At 43.6% G+C, this 20721-nt stretch carries 20 protein-coding genes; 19 read left to right on the forward strand and 1 reads right to left on the reverse strand.

Translation table 11 applies throughout. The annotated features are described in order from the left end of the window. Positions 1–24: 24 nt before the first annotated feature. Positions 25–1491 (forward strand): cardiolipin synthase, encoded by a 1467-nt coding sequence (gene cls, locus IGI84_RS07865; RefSeq protein ID WP_081118676.1) that lies wholly within the window; start codon positions 25–27, stop codon positions 1489–1491. Here cls and IGI84_RS07870 read toward each other — a convergent pair. Then, positions 1471–1887: a ribonuclease HI family protein gene (locus IGI84_RS07870; protein ID WP_086292405.1), complete on the reverse strand. Its 417-nt coding sequence runs from the start codon at positions 1885–1887 to the stop codon at positions 1471–1473. The two genes, cls and IGI84_RS07870, sit on opposite strands and share 21 nt — an antisense overlap. Positions 1888–1952: 65 nt before the next feature. Between IGI84_RS07870 and IGI84_RS07875 the strand changes: the two genes are divergently transcribed. The 18 genes from IGI84_RS07875 (at position 1953) to IGI84_RS07960 (ending at position 20708) form a co-directional block, all read left to right on the forward strand. Further along, on the forward strand, positions 1953–2363 hold the full coding sequence (locus IGI84_RS07875) for an EbsA family protein (RefSeq protein ID WP_077453400.1): 411 nt from the start codon (positions 1953–1955) through the stop codon (positions 2361–2363). A gap of 208 nt (positions 2364–2571) precedes the next feature. After that, positions 2572–4242: a formate--tetrahydrofolate ligase gene (locus IGI84_RS07880; protein ID WP_200124422.1), complete on the forward strand. Its 1671-nt coding sequence runs from the start codon at positions 2572–2574 to the stop codon at positions 4240–4242. Positions 4243–4470: 228 nt separating this feature from the next. Continuing rightward, the gene (locus tag IGI84_RS07885) at positions 4471–4878 is read left to right on the forward strand and encodes a hypothetical protein (RefSeq protein ID WP_142424861.1); all 408 of its coding nucleotides are present in this window, start codon (positions 4471–4473) and stop codon (positions 4876–4878) included. Then, the gene (locus IGI84_RS07890) at positions 4871–5578 is read left to right on the forward strand and encodes a CBS domain-containing protein (RefSeq protein WP_430600946.1); all 708 of its coding nucleotides are present in this window, start codon (positions 4871–4873) and stop codon (positions 5576–5578) included. Before IGI84_RS07885 ends, IGI84_RS07890 begins: the two co-directional genes overlap by 8 nt. Further along, positions 5575–6060, forward strand: a complete 486-nt coding sequence (gene lspA, locus IGI84_RS07895) for a signal peptidase II (RefSeq protein WP_200124424.1) — start codon at positions 5575–5577, stop codon at positions 6058–6060. Before IGI84_RS07890 ends, lspA begins: the two co-directional genes overlap by 4 nt. Next, a complete protein-coding gene (locus IGI84_RS07900) occupies positions 6044–6952 on the forward strand; it encodes an RluA family pseudouridine synthase (protein ID WP_077453395.1) in 909 nt (302 codons plus the stop codon). The genes lspA and IGI84_RS07900 overlap by 17 nt, the downstream gene beginning before the upstream one ends. Positions 6953–7195: 243 nt before the next feature. Then, positions 7196–7732, forward strand: coding sequence for a bifunctional pyr operon transcriptional regulator/uracil phosphoribosyltransferase PyrR (gene pyrR, locus IGI84_RS07905; protein ID WP_077453394.1), 537 nt, complete (start codon positions 7196–7198; stop codon positions 7730–7732). A 19-nt stretch (positions 7733–7751) separates the two neighbouring features. After that, on the forward strand, positions 7752–9032 hold the full coding sequence (locus tag IGI84_RS07910; RefSeq protein ID WP_081118672.1) for a solute carrier family 23 protein: 1281 nt from the start codon (positions 7752–7754) through the stop codon (positions 9030–9032). Between the two features lie 47 nt (positions 9033–9079). Next, positions 9080–10006, forward strand: coding sequence for an aspartate carbamoyltransferase catalytic subunit (locus IGI84_RS07915; protein ID WP_096742686.1), 927 nt, complete (start codon positions 9080–9082; stop codon positions 10004–10006). 31 nt (positions 10007–10037) lie between these two features. Then, positions 10038–11321 (forward strand): dihydroorotase, encoded by a 1284-nt coding sequence (locus tag IGI84_RS07920; protein WP_430600947.1) that lies wholly within the window; start codon positions 10038–10040, stop codon positions 11319–11321. 1 nt (position 11322) lies between these two features. Further along, positions 11323–12402, forward strand: a complete 1080-nt coding sequence (locus IGI84_RS07925) for a carbamoyl phosphate synthase small subunit (RefSeq protein ID WP_200124428.1) — start codon at positions 11323–11325, stop codon at positions 12400–12402. 1 nt (position 12403) lies between these two features. Next, positions 12404–15589, forward strand: a complete 3186-nt coding sequence (carB, locus tag IGI84_RS07930) for a carbamoyl-phosphate synthase large subunit (RefSeq protein ID WP_200124435.1) — start codon at positions 12404–12406, stop codon at positions 15587–15589. Positions 15590–15610: 21 nt separating this feature from the next. Continuing rightward, complete coding sequence (locus IGI84_RS07935) at positions 15611–16387, forward strand: dihydroorotate dehydrogenase electron transfer subunit (RefSeq protein WP_194194543.1); 777 nt, start codon at positions 15611–15613, stop codon at positions 16385–16387. Continuing rightward, positions 16387–17310 (forward strand): dihydroorotate dehydrogenase, encoded by a 924-nt coding sequence (locus tag IGI84_RS07940; protein ID WP_200124437.1) that lies wholly within the window; start codon positions 16387–16389, stop codon positions 17308–17310. Before IGI84_RS07935 ends, IGI84_RS07940 begins: the two co-directional genes overlap by 1 nt. Continuing rightward, on the forward strand, positions 17310–18029 hold the full coding sequence (pyrF, locus tag IGI84_RS07945) for an orotidine-5'-phosphate decarboxylase (protein WP_081118667.1): 720 nt from the start codon (positions 17310–17312) through the stop codon (positions 18027–18029). Before IGI84_RS07940 ends, pyrF begins: the two co-directional genes overlap by 1 nt. Continuing rightward, positions 18026–18661: an orotate phosphoribosyltransferase gene (gene pyrE, locus IGI84_RS07950; RefSeq protein ID WP_086292399.1), complete on the forward strand. Its 636-nt coding sequence runs from the start codon at positions 18026–18028 to the stop codon at positions 18659–18661. The genes pyrF and pyrE overlap by 4 nt, the downstream gene beginning before the upstream one ends. Before the next feature lie 156 nt (positions 18662–18817). Continuing rightward, positions 18818–19495 (forward strand): carbonic anhydrase family protein, encoded by a 678-nt coding sequence (locus IGI84_RS07955; protein WP_017144366.1) that lies wholly within the window; start codon positions 18818–18820, stop codon positions 19493–19495. A gap of 310 nt (positions 19496–19805) precedes the next feature. Beyond that, a complete protein-coding gene (locus tag IGI84_RS07960; RefSeq protein WP_200124439.1) occupies positions 19806–20708 on the forward strand; it encodes an AraC family transcriptional regulator in 903 nt (300 codons plus the stop codon). Positions 20709–20721: the final 13 nt, after the last annotated feature.

The raw sequence follows: 20721 nt of genomic DNA on the forward strand, positions 1-20721 counted from the left end.
GGTTACAGGATATAGGAGGAAACTATGATAAAAATGGATATGAGCATGATTTCCACGGTCTTATTGGCACTTTTGTTTATTAATACGATTGCTGCTTTTATTACTGTTTTTCGGAAACCACGCTCGATTGCAAGTGTCTTTGCTTGGATGATGACGTTGGTATTCATCCCCGGCATTGGGTTCTTGTTGTACTTGTTTTGCGGACGGGGAATCGATGGAGAAATTATTTATAAATTCAGTGAGCATCATCAGAGTAGGATCAATGAGTTGAATCGAATCATCAAAGTGCACAATTATTCTTTTCCAGAACATCCTTACTCAGATGATAATCATTTATTGGAGCGCTATTTTAAGAACCTAGATGAATCGCCCTTGACTAAAGGAAACAAGGTGAAATTTTACACAGATGGCAAAGAAAAGTTTGCAGCATTATTCGAAGATATGAAGCAAGCTGAAGACAACCTGCATGTGGAGTATTATTCATTTTTTAATGATGAGATCGGTGGCCAATTCTTGTCTATCTTGATCGATAAAGCCCGTGAAGGCGTGGAAGTCCGTTTGGTCTATGATCCATGGGGTTCACCGAAAGCCAATCGCAAGTTCTTCCAACCGCTGATCGATGCTGGAGGAAAAGTCGTGCCATTTATCACCTCGAAAAATCTGATTCGTAACACACGGCTAAATTACCACCTTCATCGGAAAATCGTTGTGATCGATGGACAAATTGGCTGGACTGGCGGGTTTAATGTTGGTGATCAATATCTTGGCAAAAAGGCCAAGTTCGGCTATTGGCGAGATACCCACGCAAGAATCGTCGGAACCGCTAGCTTTACGCTACAAGAGATTTTTATTCGTGATTGGAATGCATCGGTGCAAAAGGAAGAGGATCAGCTAGAATACGAAGATCGTTATTTTATTTTGCCACCGAAAGAGCTTGCTGGAAATGTTGATCTGCAAATTGTCGCCGACGGTCCAGAAACAGAGACCCAAATCCTTAAAGGCGGTTTTGTGAAAATGATTTTGGCTGCGAAAGAATCGATTTGGATCCAAACGCCTTATTTGATTCCTGATGACAGTATGATGAATGCATTGGAAATTGCCATCCACTCAGGTGTAGACGTCCGAATCATGATTCCATGTATGCCGGATCATCCATTCATTTATCGGGCAACACAGCATTATGCCAATTACTTGCATCGCCGTGGTGCAAAAATCTACATCTATAACAACGGTTTCCTCCATGCGAAGACGGTCATGATGGATGATACCATTAGTTCCTTTGGGACGACGAATCAAGACATTCGGAGTTATGCCTTGAATTTTGAAGTCAATGCCTTCGCCTACGATCACGATGTCACGCAAACGTTGAAAGGCTTCTTTGAAGAGGATATGGCACAATCAACATTACTGACGGATGAAATTTTGGCTAAGCAATCTTACTGGTTGCGCTTCAAACAAAACTTCTCTCGGTTATTGTCTCCGATCCTTTAATTTCATCGCTTTTGCTAATCCTTGGCGGGCCAAATGGTCGGCACCTTTGTTTTGACTCTCAGGGACCCATTGGATGATCGCTAAAGAGAACTGTTTCAACAAGTATTGAATTTCTGTTAAATAATCAGAAAAAGCAGGGTTTTTGGTATAATTCTTGTCGATGGTCTGCGCAACGACTTTGCTGTCGGTATAAAGCATAATTGTCTGTTCCTGTAACCCTTTGTTAATCAACAGCTGCAGCGCGTTGACCATCACAGCGAACTCTGCTTGGTGGTTGGTGGAATCAGGTAGCGGAAACGCAATTTGTTCATGCAGATCAGTACCGACAATGACGATTCCACCGCCACTAGGGCCGGGGTTGCCTTTCGTGGAAGCATCAAGATAAACTTTTAACATTGTCTCACCCTTTTTTGATATGATAAAGATAGTATACTAGAAATTTTATGTTGTGAGGAACTTTTATGAAGCGTAAATTGTATTGGCAACCGGAAGCTGCTACAGCGATCATTTATTGGTCGTTCACTATGATGATATTATTTATCAGTTTGATTCTTTCGTTAGAAAATACCAGACCTTATTGGAAAAGCAACCTCGTTTTAGCCGTCTTCTTCTTTTTTGTATGGCTGGGGCTCCACCGGAGTCTGCTCATTAGAAATGATGTGTTACTGATTCGCTACGCACGTATATGGAAGAAAAGGATCGTCTCTCTGTCTGAGATAGAAAAATGGCAAATTGAAAACCGTTTAATAAGCATTACCGATCATCAAAGAACGTATACCTTCACGTTACGTAAAAAAGATGTGGTATGGTTAGAAACTTTTTTTCAAGAAAAAATCCCTGAAAAAAGGGTGCAGGTCGAAACCCACGACTAATTCATAGGAATCTAGAAAACAGCGATCACTCCTTTTGGCGGTACAGCCTTAGGAGAGACGCTGTTTTTGTTTACATAAAGGATCCGTGAAACTTCTTGTAAAAGTGTGAAAAATCTCTCTTTCTTTCTGAATAAAATCAAGTATAATAAGACCATAGCAAACAAAACCTTTTTTAAAGTGCTAAATAGTTCGTGAATTGAGGGTAAAAATGAAATCAGATATCGAAATTGCACAAGAATCAAAGCCTAAACCGATTATTGAAATTGCTGAACCACTTGGTTTAACAGGGGATGACCTGGAACTTTATGGCAAATATAAAGCAAAAATCGAATGGTCGGCAATCAACGAAAAAGCAAACAATCCACTGGGTAAGCTGATTTTAGTCACAGCGATCAGTCCGACACCAGCAGGAGAAGGCAAGTCAACCGTGACCATTGGACTTGCAGATGCGTTAAATCAAATCGGCAAGCAAACCGTCATCGCCTTACGTGAGCCATCTTTAGGACCAGTAATGGGCATCAAAGGCGGCGCCACTGGCGGTGGCAAAGCACAAGTACTACCGATGGAAGACATCAACTTACATTTCACAGGTGATATGCATGCGATCACGGCTGCTAATAACGCCTTGTCTGCGTTGATCGACAATCATATCCAACAAGGCAACGAATTAGGGATCGACGGACGTCGGGTTACATGGAAACGCGTTGTCGATTTGAATGATCGTGCGTTACGCCAAGTGATCGTTGGCTTAGGCGGTCCATTACAAGGTGTTCCTCGTGAAGATGGTTTTGATATTACTGTCGCAAGTGAAATCATGGCGATTTTGTGTTTGGCAACGAGCATTGATAACTTAAAAGAACGATTAGGAAAGATCTTAATTGGCTATTCTTATGAAAAACAACCGATTTACGCAAAAGATTTGGCGGTTCAAGGAGCCTTAGCTTTACTACTGAAGGACGCTCTGAAACCGAATCTGGTCCAAACAATCGAAGGAACTCCTGCGCTGATCCATGGCGGGCCTTTTGCGAATATCGCCCATGGGTGTAATAGTGTGATCGCAACCGAGACAGCTTTGCACTTAGGCGAATACACGGTGACCGAAGCTGGTTTTGGTGCCGATTTAGGTGCAGAGAAATTTTTAGATATCAAAACACCAAATCTATCAAAAGCACCGGATGCGATCGTGGTTGTGGCAACGATCAGAGCATTGAAGATGCATGGCGGTGTCGCTGTCGCTGATCTAGGGACTGAGAATACAGAAGCATTAGAGCGGGGCTTCAGTAATTTGAAACGGCATGTTGAAAATATGCGCAAATATCAGATTCCAGTGGTAGTCGCCCTCAATGAATTTTCACAAGACACCGAAGCGGAGCGTGAATTAGTTGAAGCCTTGTGCCAGCGAATCGATGTCACCGTCGCTCGGACAGCTGTTTGGTCAGATGGTGGAGCGGGTGGAACGGATCTCGCAAAAGCGGTAGTCCAAGTGATCGAGGAAAAACCGGCTAACTACCAACGCTTGTATACGAACGATTTGCCTTTAGCGGATAAAGCTTCTTTGATCGTGCGGGAAATCTATGGCGGGGCTGAGGTTGAGTTTGCACCAAAAGCCAAGGCGCAGTTGCAAAACTTTAAAGAGCAAGGCTGGGATCATTTGCCGATCTGTATGGCAAAAACCCAGTATTCCTTTAGTGATGATCCAAAGCAACTGGGTGCACCAGAAGGCTTTTCTGTGACCATTCGTGAGTTCGTACCAAAGCTAGGTGCTGGCTTCATTGTAGCCTTGACTGGTGCCGTGATGACGATGCCGGGATTACCGAAGAAACCTGCCGCCATCAATATGGACGTGACTTCTGATGGCCAAGCGATCGGTCTTTTCTAAAAGAGCGGTCACAAACAAAGAAGGCATTCGCGGCATTTGAAACGAAAGAACGTAAAGAGATGATTTGATAGGACGGATGCACGCTGCATTCGTCTTTTTCTTGTTCATTTGACGTGATGGAAGATAAAAGTAGGGATTCTTGTTATAATAATCAAGGAAGCAAGCAAAAGTCTATTTTCTTTCTTTTGATAATCAAGTATACTTAACCAATTGAGGTGATCTTTGTCAATGGAGCTACAACTAACTAGGAGGACTGGTTTTTATGGAATGGGCAGTCCCTTAGAGATCATGCAAGGGAAAAAAAGAATCGCTGCCATCAATCATCAGCAAACGATTTTTTTGGCGCTGGCTGAGCAGACGCCGATTCGTGTGCGCATGTTTTTTTTAGAAAGTCAGCCCTTTCAGCTACCACAAGGCCAATCAGCGCTCAAGCTGGAGGTCGTGATGAATCCTGCGCTTAAAAGAATATATATCGGCTTTTATATAAGCCTTTTTCTCATGATAGGGGGTTTGGGCTTATTATCCATCTCCCTCTACTCGTTGCTTTTTGTTGGTGTGTATTTGGTGGCTTATTTTGTCTTTGTTTTGATTTATTTAAAAAAAGCATATCTTATCAAGGAGGTTCCTCATGGCTAGTGGTGCAGATCAATTTTTGAGCAGTTTTAATCGAATCGAAAAGCGTCTTCGTGACGAATTGGATAATCCGCGGAATATGGGGTTTTCTGAAATGGTTCGTCGCTTATCAAAAAGTAAAAATATCAATGTTAGAAGAGCAGAAGATGATCTATTACAGATGGCTCAGCTGCGCAATGCCATCGTTCATGAAAAAATTGGTGAGAACTTTGTCATTGCAGAGCCAAGTGAATGGGTCGTCAATCGCATTCAAGAAATTGAACGATCTCTACTGGCGCCTGAAAAAGTCATGCCGCGTTTTGCGAAACGAGTGACTGGTTTTGAAAAGCACCTGCCATTACCAGAGTTATTGAAAATCGTTGCCCAAAAGCGCTACTCACAATTTCCAATCTATGATAATGGTCGATTTTTGGGCTTGATCACTTTGCGAATGCTGGGGTACTGGTTAGCGAAAGAAAGCCTCCATGGTGAAATCAAGTTAGCAGGCAGAACGGCCGATGAATTATTAGCAGGAGATGGGAAACGGTCGAATTTTTGTTTCGTGTCGGCTGAAACGACCATCGTAGAAGTGGAAGAATTGTTTCAAAAAAATGCCCTGCTTGAGGCGGTATTGATCACCAAAGATAAAAATCCGAATGGAAATCTCTTGGGCATCATCCGTCCACGAGATATTTTTAAAGAAGAAAGAGTGGAAAATTTATGATCGCGTTGTTTTTTTTGTTAAGTGCTGTTGTCATTGGCTTGGATCAATGGCTAAAAATTTGGATCGTTGCCAATTATCAACTAGGTGAAACACATTCTCTGATCGACAATGTGTTGTCACTGACCTATCTTCAGAATACGGGTGCAGCTTGGAGTATTCTAGAAGGAAAAATCACCTTTTTTGCGATCATCACCGTTATCGCGGTTGCCGTCGTTGTTTATCTATTGTTTCGCTACCAAAACAGCAGCCTATGGTTTCGTTTCGGACTGGCGTTTGTTCTAGGTGGCGCTATCGGGAACTTCATCGATCGCTTGCAGCATGGCTTTGTAGTGGACATGTTCCAGCTTGATTTTATCAATTTCCCAATTTTCAATATCGCTGATATGTCATTAGTGTTTGGGGTAATCTTGATTTTTATTTATGCACTAGTAGATGATGTAGCAAAAGGGAAACAAGGAGAATCAAATGGAAAAGCAAATTGAAGTAATCATTAAAGAAGAAAAAGGGCGGGTCGACAAAGTGTTGGCCGAACGCTTGCCTGACCATAGCCGTTCACAAGTCCAACAATGGCTGAAAGAAGATGCCGTTACTTTGGCAGGTGAGACGGTCCGGGCTAATTATAAAGTAAAAGCAGGCGATCACTTGGTCATCCAAGTGCCAGAGCCGGAAGTAGTAGATTTAGAGCCAGAAAATATTCCTTTAACGATCGTCTATCAAGATGCTGATGTGGCAGTCATCAACAAGCCGCAAGGGATGGTGGTTCATCCATCCGCTGGTCATCCGAGTGGCACCTTAGTCAACGCATTGTTGTACCATATGGAGGATCTATCGACGATCAACGATGTTGTTCGGCCGGGTATCGTTCATCGAATCGACAAAGATACGTCGGGTCTGTTAATGATTGCCAAAAATGATCAGGCGCATGAGTCGTTAGCGAAACAATTGAAAGACAAAACCTCGTTACGCAAGTATGTGGCTTTGGTCCATGGCAATATCAGCCACGAAAAAGGCACCATCAATGCACCGATCGGCCGCTCGAAAGTCAATCGTAAAATGCAGGCGGTGATTGAGAACGGCAAACCCGCAGTGACTCATTTCACCGTGTTGGAACGCTTTGATCAATTTACCTTGGTGGAATTGCAATTGGAAACTGGAAGAACCCACCAAATTAGAGTGCATATGCAATATATCGGGTTTCCGTTAGCTGGTGACCCAATCTACGGGCCAAAGCGTACCTTAAAAGGCAACGGCCAGTTTTTACATGCCAAGCTTTTAGGCTTCACACATCCCACAACGGGTGAGTCAATGGTCTTTGAAGCCCCATTACCAGAACTATTTGAGGACACCCTAAAAAAATTACGAAAAAATGATTGATTTTTTTGTGGTGGAACTGTATAGTAATTGTAACAACTAAATAGCTCCTTTAAATGTAGTCCCGTGAGGCTAAGAAGGAATGAGTAAGTAGACGACTCCCGCGTTGGAGATTCGAACCCTTACTGGATGATAACGTGTACCCAAAATCCACAGATTGGGATTTTAGGCAACGATCGGAAAACATGACTCCTACCTCAAGCAGGTAGGAGTTTTTTTATGTTCAAAATTAGGAGGGAACAACATATGGCAGCGAAAGAAGTAGTAGATGCAGTAACAATGAAACGAGCGTTAACACGGATCACCTACGAAATTATTGAAAGAAATCGCGGCATTGATAATTTGGTGCTAGTAGGAATCAAGACCAGAGGCATCTATATCGCCCAACGGATTGCGGAACGTTTAAAACAATTGGAAGGCGTAGAAGTACCTGTCGGTGAATTGGACATCACCTTGTACCGAGATGATAAAAAGAGCGAAGATGATCCAGAGATCCATTCATCAGACATTCCGACGGCCATTGACGGCAAAGAAGTGATCTTGATCGATGATGTCTTGTTTACCGGACGGACGATTCGGGCAGCTTTGGATGCCATCATGGATATTGGTCGACCAAAACGAATCTCACTAGCCGTTCTAGTTGATCGCGGCCATCGGGAACTGCCGATTCGGGCAGATTTTGTCGGGAAGAATATTCCAACTGCTTTAAGTGAAGAAATTATCGTTGAGATGGAAGAATCAGACGGTTCTGACCGGATCATGATCAATAAAGAAAACGACTAGGAAGAAGAGTGACAGCAACATGCAGAAGCAAGAATTTCGTAATCCAGACGCAGTTTTAGACATCAAAGATCGGCCCAAAGCATTGCCTTGGTTAGGTCTTAGTTTACAACATCTTTTCACGATGTTCGGTGCGACAGTTTTAGTACCGATCTTGGTAGGGATCAACCCCAGTATCGCTTTGGTAAGTTCCGGTATTGGGACATTGGTTTACTTGGTCACAACGAAAGGGAAAATCCCAGCGTATCTAGGCAGCAGCTTTGCGTTTATCGCGGCGATGCAAATGCTGATGGAATCAGACGGCTACCCAGCCATCGCCCAAGGCGCCATCACGACTGGGTTGGTCTACGTGATCGTTTCGCTGATCATCAAACGTGCTGGCGCTGCTTGGTTGGATAAGATCTTACCACCGATCATTGTCGGTCCTGTGATTATGGTGATTGGTCTAGGATTAGCCGCCAACGCCGCCCAAAATGCGATGTACAATGACTCAGTTTACGATTTCAAGTACATTCTAGTAGCTTTGGCTACCTTGGGATTAACGATTTTCTTCAACATGTTTTTGCGAGGGTTCTTAGGGCTGATCCCGATCCTGCTAGGGATCGTTGGCGGATACTTGATCGCCTTAGCGGCAGGGATCGTCGACGTACAACCAATCATTGACGCCAACTGGTTTGGGCTGCCAAGTTTCGAAATTCCTTTCATTAATTATGAACCCAAACTGTATCTAAATGCGATCACTACGATGGCACCGATCGCTTTCGTCACCATGACAGAACATATCGGACATCTGATGGTCTTAAACAAATTAACGAAGCGGAACTTCTTTGAAGAGCCGGGCTTGAACCGAACACTCTTAGGCGATGGTTTTGCTCAAATCGCAGCCGGTCTCGTTGGGGGACCGCCAGTGACAAGTTACGGAGAAAACATCGGGGTTTTAGCAATTACACGGGTCCATAGCGTGTTCGTCATCGGTGGTGCAGCAGTTCTAGCCATCGTACTAGGCTTCGTTGGAAAACTAAGCGCATTGATTTTAAGTATTCCTGGTCCAGTCATCTCAGGGATCAGCTTCCTGCTCTTTGGCGTCATCGCTGCCAGCGGGTTGAAAATTTTGATCGACAACAAAATCGATTTTGATCGTAAGAAGAATTTGATCATTGCGTCAGTGATCCTTGTGGTAGGAATCGGCGGTCTTGTATTCACGGTCGGTACCTTCACCTTATCTGCAATGGCGTTAGCAACTGTCCTAGGAATCTTCTTGAATCTTATTTTACCTGACAGCTCTCGCAGCGAAGAAAAATAACTTGTGCCAACTCATCGTTTAAACAGAAACAAAGGAGGAATTCATTCATGATTATTCAATCCGAAAGAATCAGCTTAAAGCATCTTTTGACGGTCGAAGCATTGACGGACCGTGAAGTGATGGGACTCATCCGCAGAGGACAAGAATTCAAAAGAGGGGCGAAATGGATGCCCCAAAAGGAACAGTATTTCGCAACAAATCTCTTTTTTGAAAACAGTACTAGAACCCACAAAAGCTTTGATGTTGCTGAGAAAAAACTAGGGATCGAAGTCATTGAATTTGAAGCCTCCACCAGTTCTGTTCAAAAAGGCGAGACCTTGTATGACACGGTCTTGACGATGTCAGCTCTGGGCGTAGACGTGGCAGTCATTCGCCACGGCGATGAAAACTACTACGACGCTTTGATCCAAAGCAAAACGATCCAGTGCAGTATCATCAATGGCGGGGACGGCAGCGGCCAACACCCAACACAATGTTTGTTGGATCTAATGACGATCTATGAAGAGTTTGGGCACTTTGACGACTTGAAAGTCGCCATCGTAGGTGACATCACCCACTCACGGGTCGCAAAATCAAACATGCAAATGCTCAAGCGACTTGGCGCAAAAGTTTTCTTTTCAGGACCGAAAGAATGGTACGACGAAGAGTTTGAAGTGTACGGTCATTGGCTGCCATTAGATGAATTAGTGGAAGAAGTTGATGTCATGATGATGCTTCGTGTCCAGCACGAGCGCCATGATGGAACGGAAAGCTTTTCCAAAGAAGAATACTTAAAAAATCACGGGTTGACCGTCGAACGGGCAGCCAGAATGAAGGAACATGCGATCATAATGCACCCAGCGCCGGTCAATCGCGATGTGGAATTGGCTGATGCGCTAGTTGAAAGCTTACGCTCACGAATCATTACACAGATGTCGAATGGCGTCTTCGTTCGAATGGCGATTCTTGAAGCAGTATTAAATGGTAAAGCCTAACAGTCAAAAGGAATAAGAGGAGGAAGTTTACATGAAAACACTCATTAAAAACGGTAAAATCATCAAAAAAGACAATCACTGTGTTCCTGCAGCAATTTGGATCGAAGAAGGAATCATTCGCGGGATCGGTACAGCATTTCCCGAAACAGATTTTGACGAAGTCATCGATGCCAAAGAGCAATTGATCACACCAGGGTTAGTGGATGTTCATGTACACTTCAGAGAACCAGGCTTTGAATACAAAGAAACAATTGAAACGGGTAGTAGGGCAGCAGCTCGTGGTGGGTTCACAACAGTTTGCGCAATGCCTAACCTTGACCCAGTTCCTGATACACCAGAAAAATTAACAGCTGTATACGAAAAAATCAACGCAGATGCGTCAATCAATGTCTTACAATACGCGCCGATTACAGAAAACTTGCGCAGTGAAACATTGACGGATGCAGCTGGAATGAAAGCTGCTGGCGCTTTCGCCTTGACGAACGATGGCGTGGGTGTTCAGACTGCAGGCACAATGTATCTGGCAATGAAGCAAGCAGCCGAAAATGACTTGGCTTTGGTTGCCCATACAGAAGATGATTCCTTACTCTTTGGCGGCGTGATGCATGCTGGTAAAAAAGCGGAAGAACTTGGATTGCCAGGGATCTTGAGTGTAACGGAAGCATCTCAAATCGCTCGGGATGTGCTTTTGGCGGAAGCAACAGGAGCCCATTACCATGTCTGCCATGTCTCTACGAAAGAAAGTGTTCGAGTGATCCGAGATGCCAAAAAAGCTGGCATTCATGTGACAGCCGAAGTTTCTCCCCACCATTTACTTCTGATCGATGAAGATATTCCTGCCGATGAAGGCTTTTGGAAAATGAACCCACCATTACGTGGGCAAGAAGACCGTGAAGCGTTGATCGAAGGTCTACTGGATGGCACGATCGACTGTATCGCGACGGATCATGCACCGCATGGTTATGAAGAAAAAATGCAAAGCTTTTTAAAAGCTCCCTTTGGCATCGTCGGATCAGAATATGCCTTCCAATTGTTGTACACTCATTTTGTAAAAACAGGACGCTTTACCTTACAGCAATTAGTGGATTGGATGACCGTGAAACCAGCATCAATTTTTGGTCTAAGCGCCGGAACGATGATGGTCGGAGACAAAGCCGATCTCGCAATTTTTGACTTAGAATCAGCTTATAACGTGGATCCTAAGCAATTCCTATCAAAAGGAGTCAATATGCCTTTCGGTGGATGGACGTTATATGGGGATACAAGTTATACATTTGTAAATGGAAAATTAGTATGGCAAAAAGGTGGGCAATAATATGAAACGTTGGCTTATTTTAGAAGATGGAACATACTTTGAAGGCGAAGGCTTTGGTGCCAGTATCAATGTTTTTGGTGAGATTGTTTTTACCACCAGCATGACGGGCTATCAAGAAGCCATTACGGATCAAAGCTTTAACGGACAAATCATTACGTTTACGTATCCGATGGTAGGAAATTACGGCGTCAACCGAGACGACTACGAATCAATTTCACCGACTTGTAAAGGGGTCGTTGTGAAAGAACACGCGCGTCTAGCGAGTAATTGGCGGAAGCAGCTGACGTTAGATGAATTTTTAAAACGCAAAAATATTCCAGGGATCGCAGGAATCGATACACGCGCGCTGACAAGAAAGATCCGTCAACACGGAACCATGAAAGCGAGCATCGTTGATGCGGGAGATGTCTTTGACCATGCCTTTGATCAATTAAAAGCAGCGGTTTTACCAACCAATCAAGTGGCACAAGTCTCCACCTCAAAACCTTATCCAAGCCCTGGAACGGGTCGCAATATCGTGGTCATCGACTTCGGCTTGAAGCATAGTATTTTACGAGAGCTGTCACGTCGCAACTGCAATCTAACGATTTTGCCATACAATACGACAGCGCAAGAAATTTTAGACCTCGCACCAGATGGCGTGATGCTGACGAATGGACCGGGCGATCCTAAAAGCTTGCCAGAAGCAATTAAAATGATACAAGGGATTCAAGGCAAGGTACCGATCTTCGGGATTTGTTTAGGCCATCAGCTCTTCTCATTAGCGAATGGGGCAGATACCTATAAAATGAAGTTCGGTCACCGCGGATTGAACCATCCAGTAAGAGAAATCGCCACTGGTCGGATCGATTTTACCTCACAAAACCATGGCTTTGCTGTGGATGAAACATCCATCGATCCTGAAAAACTAATGGTGACCCACGTCGAAGTGAACGATGGCACGATCGAAGGGGTTCGTCATCGCCGCTACCCAGCATTCAGTGTCCAATACCACCCAGATGCGGCACCGGGCCCGCATGATGCAGTCCACTTATTTGACGAATTTTTAGAGATGATCGATGCATGGAAGGAGCAGAACTAATATGCCAAAACGTACAGATATCAAGAAAATCATGGTTATCGGTTCTGGACCGATTATTATAGGACAAGCGGCAGAGTTTGATTATGCCGGCACACAAGCTTGTTTAGCTTTACGAGAAGAAGGCTACGAAGTGGTGTTAGTCAATTCGAATCCCGCAACGATCATGACGGACAAAGAAATTGCTGACAAAGTCTACATTGAACCAATCACATTTGAGTTTGTCTCACGGATTTTACGTAAAGAACAGCCTGATGCAATTTTACCGACGTTAGGCGGACAAACGGGCTTGAATATGGCGATGGAATTAGCCAACTCGGGTATTTTGGATGAATTAGGAATTGAGTTGCTAGGAACCAAATTAGCAGCAATCGACCAAGCAGAAGACAGAGATCTATTCAAACAATTAATGGAAGAATTGGATCAACCGATCCCAGAATCTGAAATCGTGTCAACGGTGGAAGCAGCAGTTGAATTTGCAAAAAAAATCGGCTTTCCAATCATTGTTCGTCCAGCATTTACGCTAGGGGGAACAGGCGGCGGCATGTGTAACAATGAAGAAGAGCTGCGCCAAATCGCTGAAAACGGCTTGAAGCTCTCGCCAGTGACCCAATGCTTGATTGAACGGAGTATTGCTGGGTTTAAAGAGATCGAATATGAAGTGATGCGAGATTCTGCTGACAACGCGATCGTCGTTTGTAATATGGAAAACTTCGATCCAGTCGGCATCCACACCGGCGATTCCATCGTCTTTGCCCCTAGTCAAACACTGTCAGATCATGAATACCAAATGTTGCGAGATGCGTCATTAAAAATTATTCGCGCATTAAAAATCGAAGGTGGCTGTAACGTTCAATTGGCGCTTGATCCTCATAGCTTCAACTACTATGTCATTGAAGTAAACCCAAGGGTTTCTCGTTCGTCTGCACTAGCAAGTAAAGCAACAGGTTATCCAATTGCCAAATTGGCAGCAAAAATTGCCGTCGGTTTAACATTGGATGAAATGAAAAATCCAGTCACAGAAACCACCTATGCAGAATTTGAACCGGCACTAGACTATGTTGTGGCAAAAATTCCTCGCTGGCCGTTTGACAAGTTTGAAACGGGGGAACGTCGATTAGGAACACAAATGAAAGCAACTGGAGAAGTGATGGCGATTGGTCGTAATATTGAAGAGTCATTACTGAAAGCTGTTCGTTCATTAGAAATCGGCACATATCATATCGAAATGAAAGAACTAGAAGCTCTTTCTGACAATGATCTGATGGAAAAAGTCATCAAGGCGCAAGATGATCGCCTATTCTACGTCATGGAAGCCATCCGAAGAGGGTATACCATCGAAGATTTGAATGAAATGACGAAAATCGATTTATTCTTCTTAGATAAAATGCTTCACATCTTTGAGATCGAACAAGCATTAGCAAACGACCCACAATCCCTTGATGTGTTGAAAAAAGCCAAGCAAAACGGCTTTGCGGATAAAAAGATCGCTGAGCTGTGGGAAACCACAGAAGCTGAGATCCGCACGCTACGCCATGAACAAAAGATTTTGCCAGTCTACAAAATGGTGGATACATGTGCCGCAGAATTTGAATCAGCAACGCCTTATTTTTACAGCACCTATGAGTTTGAGAATGAAAGCAAACGTAGCGCAAAAGAATCTGTTCTTGTCTTAGGTTCTGGACCGATCCGAATTGGTCAAGGCGTGGAGTTCGATTATGCGACTGTACATTCGGTGAAAGCGATCCAAGCTGCTGGCTATGAAGCAATCATCATGAACAGCAATCCCGAAACGGTTTCGACTGATTTTTCTATCTCCGACAAGCTGTACTTTGAACCATTGACCTTAGAAGATGTCTTACACGTGATCGATTTGGAACAACCCATTGGGGTCATCGTCCAATTTGGCGGGCAAACGGCGATCAATTTAGCCGAACCTTTGGTGAAAGCCGGAGTCAAAATCCTAGGCACCAGCATTGAAGATCTTGATCGTGCCGAAAACCGTGATCTCTTTGAGCAAGCATTACAAGCGCTAGATATTCCGCAACCACCAGGGGATACAGCGACGAACGAACAAGAAGCAATCGCCATCGCTCAAGAAATCGGCTATCCTGTTTTAGTTCGCCCAAGTTATGTCTTAGGGGGACGTGCGATGGAAATCGTGGAAAACCAAGCCGATTTAGAAGATTATATGCGTCATGCAGTGAAAGCATCACCAGAACATCCTGTCTTGGTCGATCGTTACTTGGTCGGTAAAGAATGTGAAGTCGATGCTATCTGTGACGGCAAAACTGTTTTGATTCCTGGAATCATGGAACATATCGAGCGTGCAGGGGTCCATTCAGGAGATTCAATGGCGGTCTATCCACCGCAAAATCTTTCGGATGAACTAATTGCTACGATCGAAGAATATACCAAACGCTTGGCATTAGGTTTAAATTGTATCGGTATGATGAATATCCAATTTGTCATCCATGAAAACAAAGTGTATGTCATTGAAGTAAATCCTCGTGCTAGCCGAACCGTGCCATTTTTAAGCAAGGTAACAGAGATCCCAATGGCCCAAATTGCCACGAAGGCGATTCTCGGAGAAGAAATCACAGCGTTAGGTTATCAAGACGGACTTGCGCCAACACCAAATGAAGTACACATCAAAGCACCGGTCTTCTCCTTTACAAAACTTTTAAAAGTCGATACTTACTTAGGCCCTGAAATGAAATCAACAGGTGAAGTAATGGGATCAGACAAAGATTTGGCAAAAGCACTTTATAAAGCTTTTGAGGCATCAGGCCTGCATATTCCTGAATTTGGAAAAGCACTTTTCACCGTTGCAGACGAAAGCAAAGAAGAGGCAGCAGCGCTGGCGGCGCGTTTCGTAGAGGTAGGCTTCACCTTATTGGCTACCAATGGAACCGCTGATTACTTTGAAGAAAAAGGCCTGCAAGTGACACGAGTTGCTAAAATCTCTGATCAACAAGCAGAAGAAACGGTTGTTGATTTGATCCGTAAAGGAACGACCCAAGTAGTAGTCAATACCATGGATAAAGATCGCCAAAATGCAACGGAAGACGGATTTATCATTCGTCGAGAAGCAGTGGAACATGGTGTACCGACCTTTACTTCTCTTGATACAGCGGATGCAATTCTAAAAGTGATGGAATCCCGCAGTTTTTCAACAAAAGCAATTTAACGCAGATAAAGGAGTTTTTTGATGAAGCAAGAAATCATGATCATCAGCAAACAGCGTCAACTGGCACCGCGGATTTTTGAAATGACATTGACGGGTGAGTTAGTCAATGAGATGAGGACCCCTGGGCAGTTTCTGCACCTACGGGTTCCTCAAAATGCCTTTCTTCTTCGCCGACCGATCAGTATCAATCATATCGATACTGAGAAAAAAGAATGCCGTATCATTTATCGGGTCGAAGGAGAGGGGACACGAATTTTTTCAGAAATGACCGTTGGTGATCCAATCGATGTGATGGGGCCGTTAGGAAATGGGTTTCGCTATCATCATTTAAATCAAGGGGACACTGCATTTATCGTAGGTGGCGGTATCGGTGTACCGCCGCTCTATGAATTATCGAAACGTTTGACTCAACAAGGCGTCCACGTCATTCACTTTTTGGGTTTTGCCAGCAAAGACGTCATGTATTATGAAGAGGAATTTCGCGCACTAGGAGACACGAGGATTGCTACCGATGATGGCAGCGCTGGTTTACAAGGTAATGTTGGCAACCTGTTATTAGCTGCAGAGCAAACACCTGCGGCGGTCTTTGCCTGCGGGAATAACGGTCTTTTAAAAACCACCGCCCAGCTTTTCGAAGACCTCCCAGATGTTCAATTATCCATGGAAGCACGAATGGCTTGTGGGATGGGTGCCTGTTATGCCTGTGTTTGCCATACGAAAGATGATGAACAAGGCACAAAAAGTGTCAAAGTTTGTGACGAAGGGCCTGTATTTCAGGCGAGAAAGGTGGTCATTTAATGTCGATCAACGTCGAGCTACCCGGATTGAGTCTGAAAAATCCGATCATGCCTGCCAGCGGCTGTTTTGGGTTTGGTGCAGAATATGATAAATATTATGACATCAGTCAATTAGGTGCGGTGATGATCAAAGCGACCACACCTGAACCACGTTTCGGCAATCCAACCCCAAGGGTAGCAGAAACGCCTAGCGGTATGTTAAATGCCATCGGGTTGCAAAATCCTGGGTTAGAAACGGTCATGAATCAAATATTGCCGGACTTAGCTCAAAAACACCCCGATTTGCCAATCATCGCGAATGTTGCCGGTTCGACTGTCGAAGATTATGTTCTTGTGTGTCAGGAAATCAGTCGAGCAGAAAATGTCAAAGCGATCGAACTGAATATTTCTTGCCCTAATGTCAAGCATGGCGGTATCATGTTCGGCACCGATCCTGCGGTTGCTGGTGCATTGACTGAAGCGGTCAAAAAAGTCTCGCAAGTGCCAATTTATGTCAAACTATCGCCGAATGTGACGGATATCGTCCCAATTGCGCAAGCGATCGAAGCAGGCGGCGCCGACGGGTTTACGATGATCAATACACTTTTAGGCATGCGGATCGATCTAAAAACACGGAAACCAATTTTAGCCAACCAAACCGGAGGCTTATCTGGACCAGCTATCAAACCGGTGGCGATCCGTCTAATCAAACAAGTGGCGCAAGTTTCTCAATTACCAATTATTGGCATGGGGGGCGTGATGTCAGTGGATGATGTACTGGAAATGTATCTGGCAGGTGCTAGTGCTGTTGCAGTCGGAACCGCAAACTTTACCGATCCTTACATTTGCCCGAAATTGATTGAAGAATTGCCTATCCGAATGGCAGAATTAGGGATCCCTTCTTTGGAACAGCTGATAAAAGAAGTGAGAGAGGAGCATATGTGATGAGTGAACGGCCAATTATTGCCCTAGATTTCCCCAACAAACAGGCTATTGAAACATTTTTAGCGCAATTTCCTGCGGAAGAAAAATTATTTGTAAAAGTGGGAATGGAGATTTTCTACCAAGAAGGGCCAGCAATCGTTACTTGGTTAAAAAACAGTGGCCATGATATCTTTTTAGATTTAAAACTACATGATATTCCCAATACAGTAGGACGAGCAATGGAGCGCTTAGCTTCTTTAGGTGTTTCTTTGACGAATGTTCATGCAGCCGGCGGGATCGAAATGATGACTGCTGCTAAAAACGGCCTACAAAAAGGAACCCCGACAGGACAAAAAGTCCCTGACTTGATTGCAGTCACCCAATTGACCTCCACTAGCGAGGCACAAATGCATCATGATCAGCAGATCATGACGTCACTACAAGAAAGTGTCATCCATTACGCCACTTGTGCCCAAAAAGCTGGATTAGACGGTGTTGTTTGTTCCGCTCACGAGGCAAACCAGATCAAGCAAAGGACAACCGATGCCTTCATACGCTTGACGCCTGGTATCCGACCAGCTGGCAGTGAAGTTGGCGATCAAAAACGGATCATGACACCTGCACAAGCTCGTAAAGCAGGGGCTACCATGATCGTTGTAGGACGTCCGATCACCCAGTCTAAGACACCCTATGAAAGTTATTTGCAAATTAAACAAGAATGGAAGGAAGCTAGCCAATGAAGGAACAATCCAATCAAATCGCCAAAGATCTTTTAGACATCGAGGCGATTTTCTTACGACCCAATGAACCATTTACGTGGGCCAGCGGTATCAAAAGCCCTATTTATTGCGACAATCGAATCACCATGAGTTATCCAACTGTGCGTCGTGCCATTGCGAAAGGCTTAGCTGCAGTCATCAAAACCACTTACCCAGAAGTAGAAGTGATTGCAGGGACCGCAACAGCCGGGATTCCCCATGCTGCATGGGTCGCTGAATTGTTAGATTTACCAATGGTTTATATTCGCAGCAAAGCAAAGGAACACGGCAAAGGCAATCAAATTGAAGGACGTATTCAGCCAAATCAAAAAATGGTCGTCATTGAAGATTTATTGTCAACAGGTGGCAGTGTCTTAGAAGCTTGTGAAGCAGCCAAAAGAGAAGGAGCCGACGTATTAGGCGTTGCTGCGATCTTTACTTACGAACTGCCACAAGTTCAAGAGAATTTTGAGCAAGCAGATCTACCATACGTGACTTTGACAAACTATACGGCTCTGATCGAGTCGGCTTTAGAAACGGGTGCTATTCAAGAGTCTGATGTTGCCCTGTTACAAGAGTGGCGTAAAGATCCTGCTGCTTGGTTGAGTGAATAAGGAATTGAAAAAGAAACGGATATGTGAGGGAATGACCAAGCATATTCGTTTTATTTTTACCTATTTTCTGATAGCATTGGGAGAAAGTTTTTTGATAGGAAGGGCTGTTCCTTGCTGTCAACTTGAATTAGGAGGCTGTTTTTTTTGAAAAGAAATATGGACGTTCCCTGGAGTTATTCCGGAGACAATGGACCTGAACATTGGCACACTTTGTGCGACTGGTATGCACAAGGTGCCGAATTTCCGTACCAATCCCCAATCGCTTTAGTCCACGATGAGACCGAAGAACCCATCGATCAGGACTTGGCTTTTCACTATAAACGAGAGCGGTTCACGGAAAAAGAATTCAAAAATACGATTCACTTCGTTCCTTATAATAAAGAAAGCTATGTCACGTTTAAAGGGATCAACTACTATTTGACGGATATTCATTTTCACATGCCGTCTGAACACATTATCGATGACGAGCAGCAAGAATTAGAGTTTCATCTCGTTCATATGAATGATGACGGAGAAAACTTGGTCGTGGGTATCTTATTCAAATTGACGGATAAACTCAACTGGATCTGCAATCAGCAAGACGACAGCATCTGGGACTTTGAGAACCATACCCAATGGTTTGATCCGAGCATGTTCTTGCCAGAGCGCACTCATCATTTTCATTATGTGGGTTCCCTGACGACCCCGCCAACGAAAGGTCCAATCAACTGGTTTGTCTTTGACTGGATTGGTGAGATGAGTCGTCGCTTTATTTTAGAATTCCGCGAAGAAGTATTAGAAAATAATAATCGTCCATTACAAGACCGCAAAGATCGGCCTATTTATTTCTATTGATTTATAAAAATAGTTCCTTTTACGTAGTTTTTCTTGGAATTCTCTAATGATTATCCTATAAAACACGACGTAATGAGAACTTTCAAGGAATACAATAGTTTAAAAATGAACTGACAAAAAAAGACGAAAACGCTCGTCTTTTTTTATTTTTATATCCATCGAGTTCAAAGACTATGCTAAACTAATCAATAAGCAGTTTCTAAGCATAAGTTCTATTGTGAAATAAAATACAATTAAATCAATTGAAAAAGAGCAGACACGGTAAAGCTTTTTTGGCTGAATATTTTATAGTGAAAGAAAGGAAATCCATATGCATGCATGGGAAGCAATCCAAAAATCAATCGATTATATTGAAGACAATCTTGCCGAGCCATTAGAGATCGAAACGTTAGCACAAGTCGCATCCCTTTCTGTATTTTATTATCAACGCTTATTCACCCGTTTAGTTAAAATTTCTGTTAGGGAATATATAAAACTGCGTCGTCTGGCCAGAGCCGCTAATTTATTAAAAGACAGAAAAAGTCGAGTCATTGAAGTCGCTTTTGAGGTTGGTTTTAGCAGCCATGCAGTATTTTCAAGAACCTTTAAAACCGTTTATGGACTTTCGCCTTCTCTTTACCAAAAAGCGCCGATCGGCTTACAAAATTTTGATAAGCCAGATCTATCTTTAGGGTATATTGTCACAGAAGAAGGTAATCCATTGATCAGTGAAGGGGTCGTTTTGGAGATTCAGAAAAAAAGAAACAAGCAACCAATGATTTTTTATGGCGTTATTGGTTATTATCCATTTAAATATGGAAAAATGCTGGGTCAACGAACAGGAATCGACCCTATTGATGAAATTTGGCGTGATTTTTATCAAAAGATTGCAAATCAGCCTCGCACTGATCATTGCCTGATCGGTGTTTCATTTCCGGGAGATGCGCCAGAAGGGTACTCAAGTTACTTTGTTGGCCAATTAAGTGACGGTACGCAATTATCGACCCTCATTGAATGGACGCTACCAGCACGTGATTACATTGTTTGCAGCTTTGATACGATCTCAGAGCAACTGATCATCAATATGGGAAAGGCGATGCGTTATACCCGTTTTTGGCTCAAGAAAAATGGTTGGATTGCTGAGGATTTTTTTCCAGAGCTATATCGAAAAGGAAACAATCGGGTTACACATGTCGAATTATGGATTCCTTTTAAAAAAAGAAGAGAGATGTAAGGAGGAACAGAAT

Origin of the sequence: Enterococcus sp. DIV0008 (assembly GCF_050542615.1) — a bacterium.
Lineage (GTDB): Bacteria > Bacillota > Bacilli > Lactobacillales > Enterococcaceae > Enterococcus_D > Enterococcus_D innesii.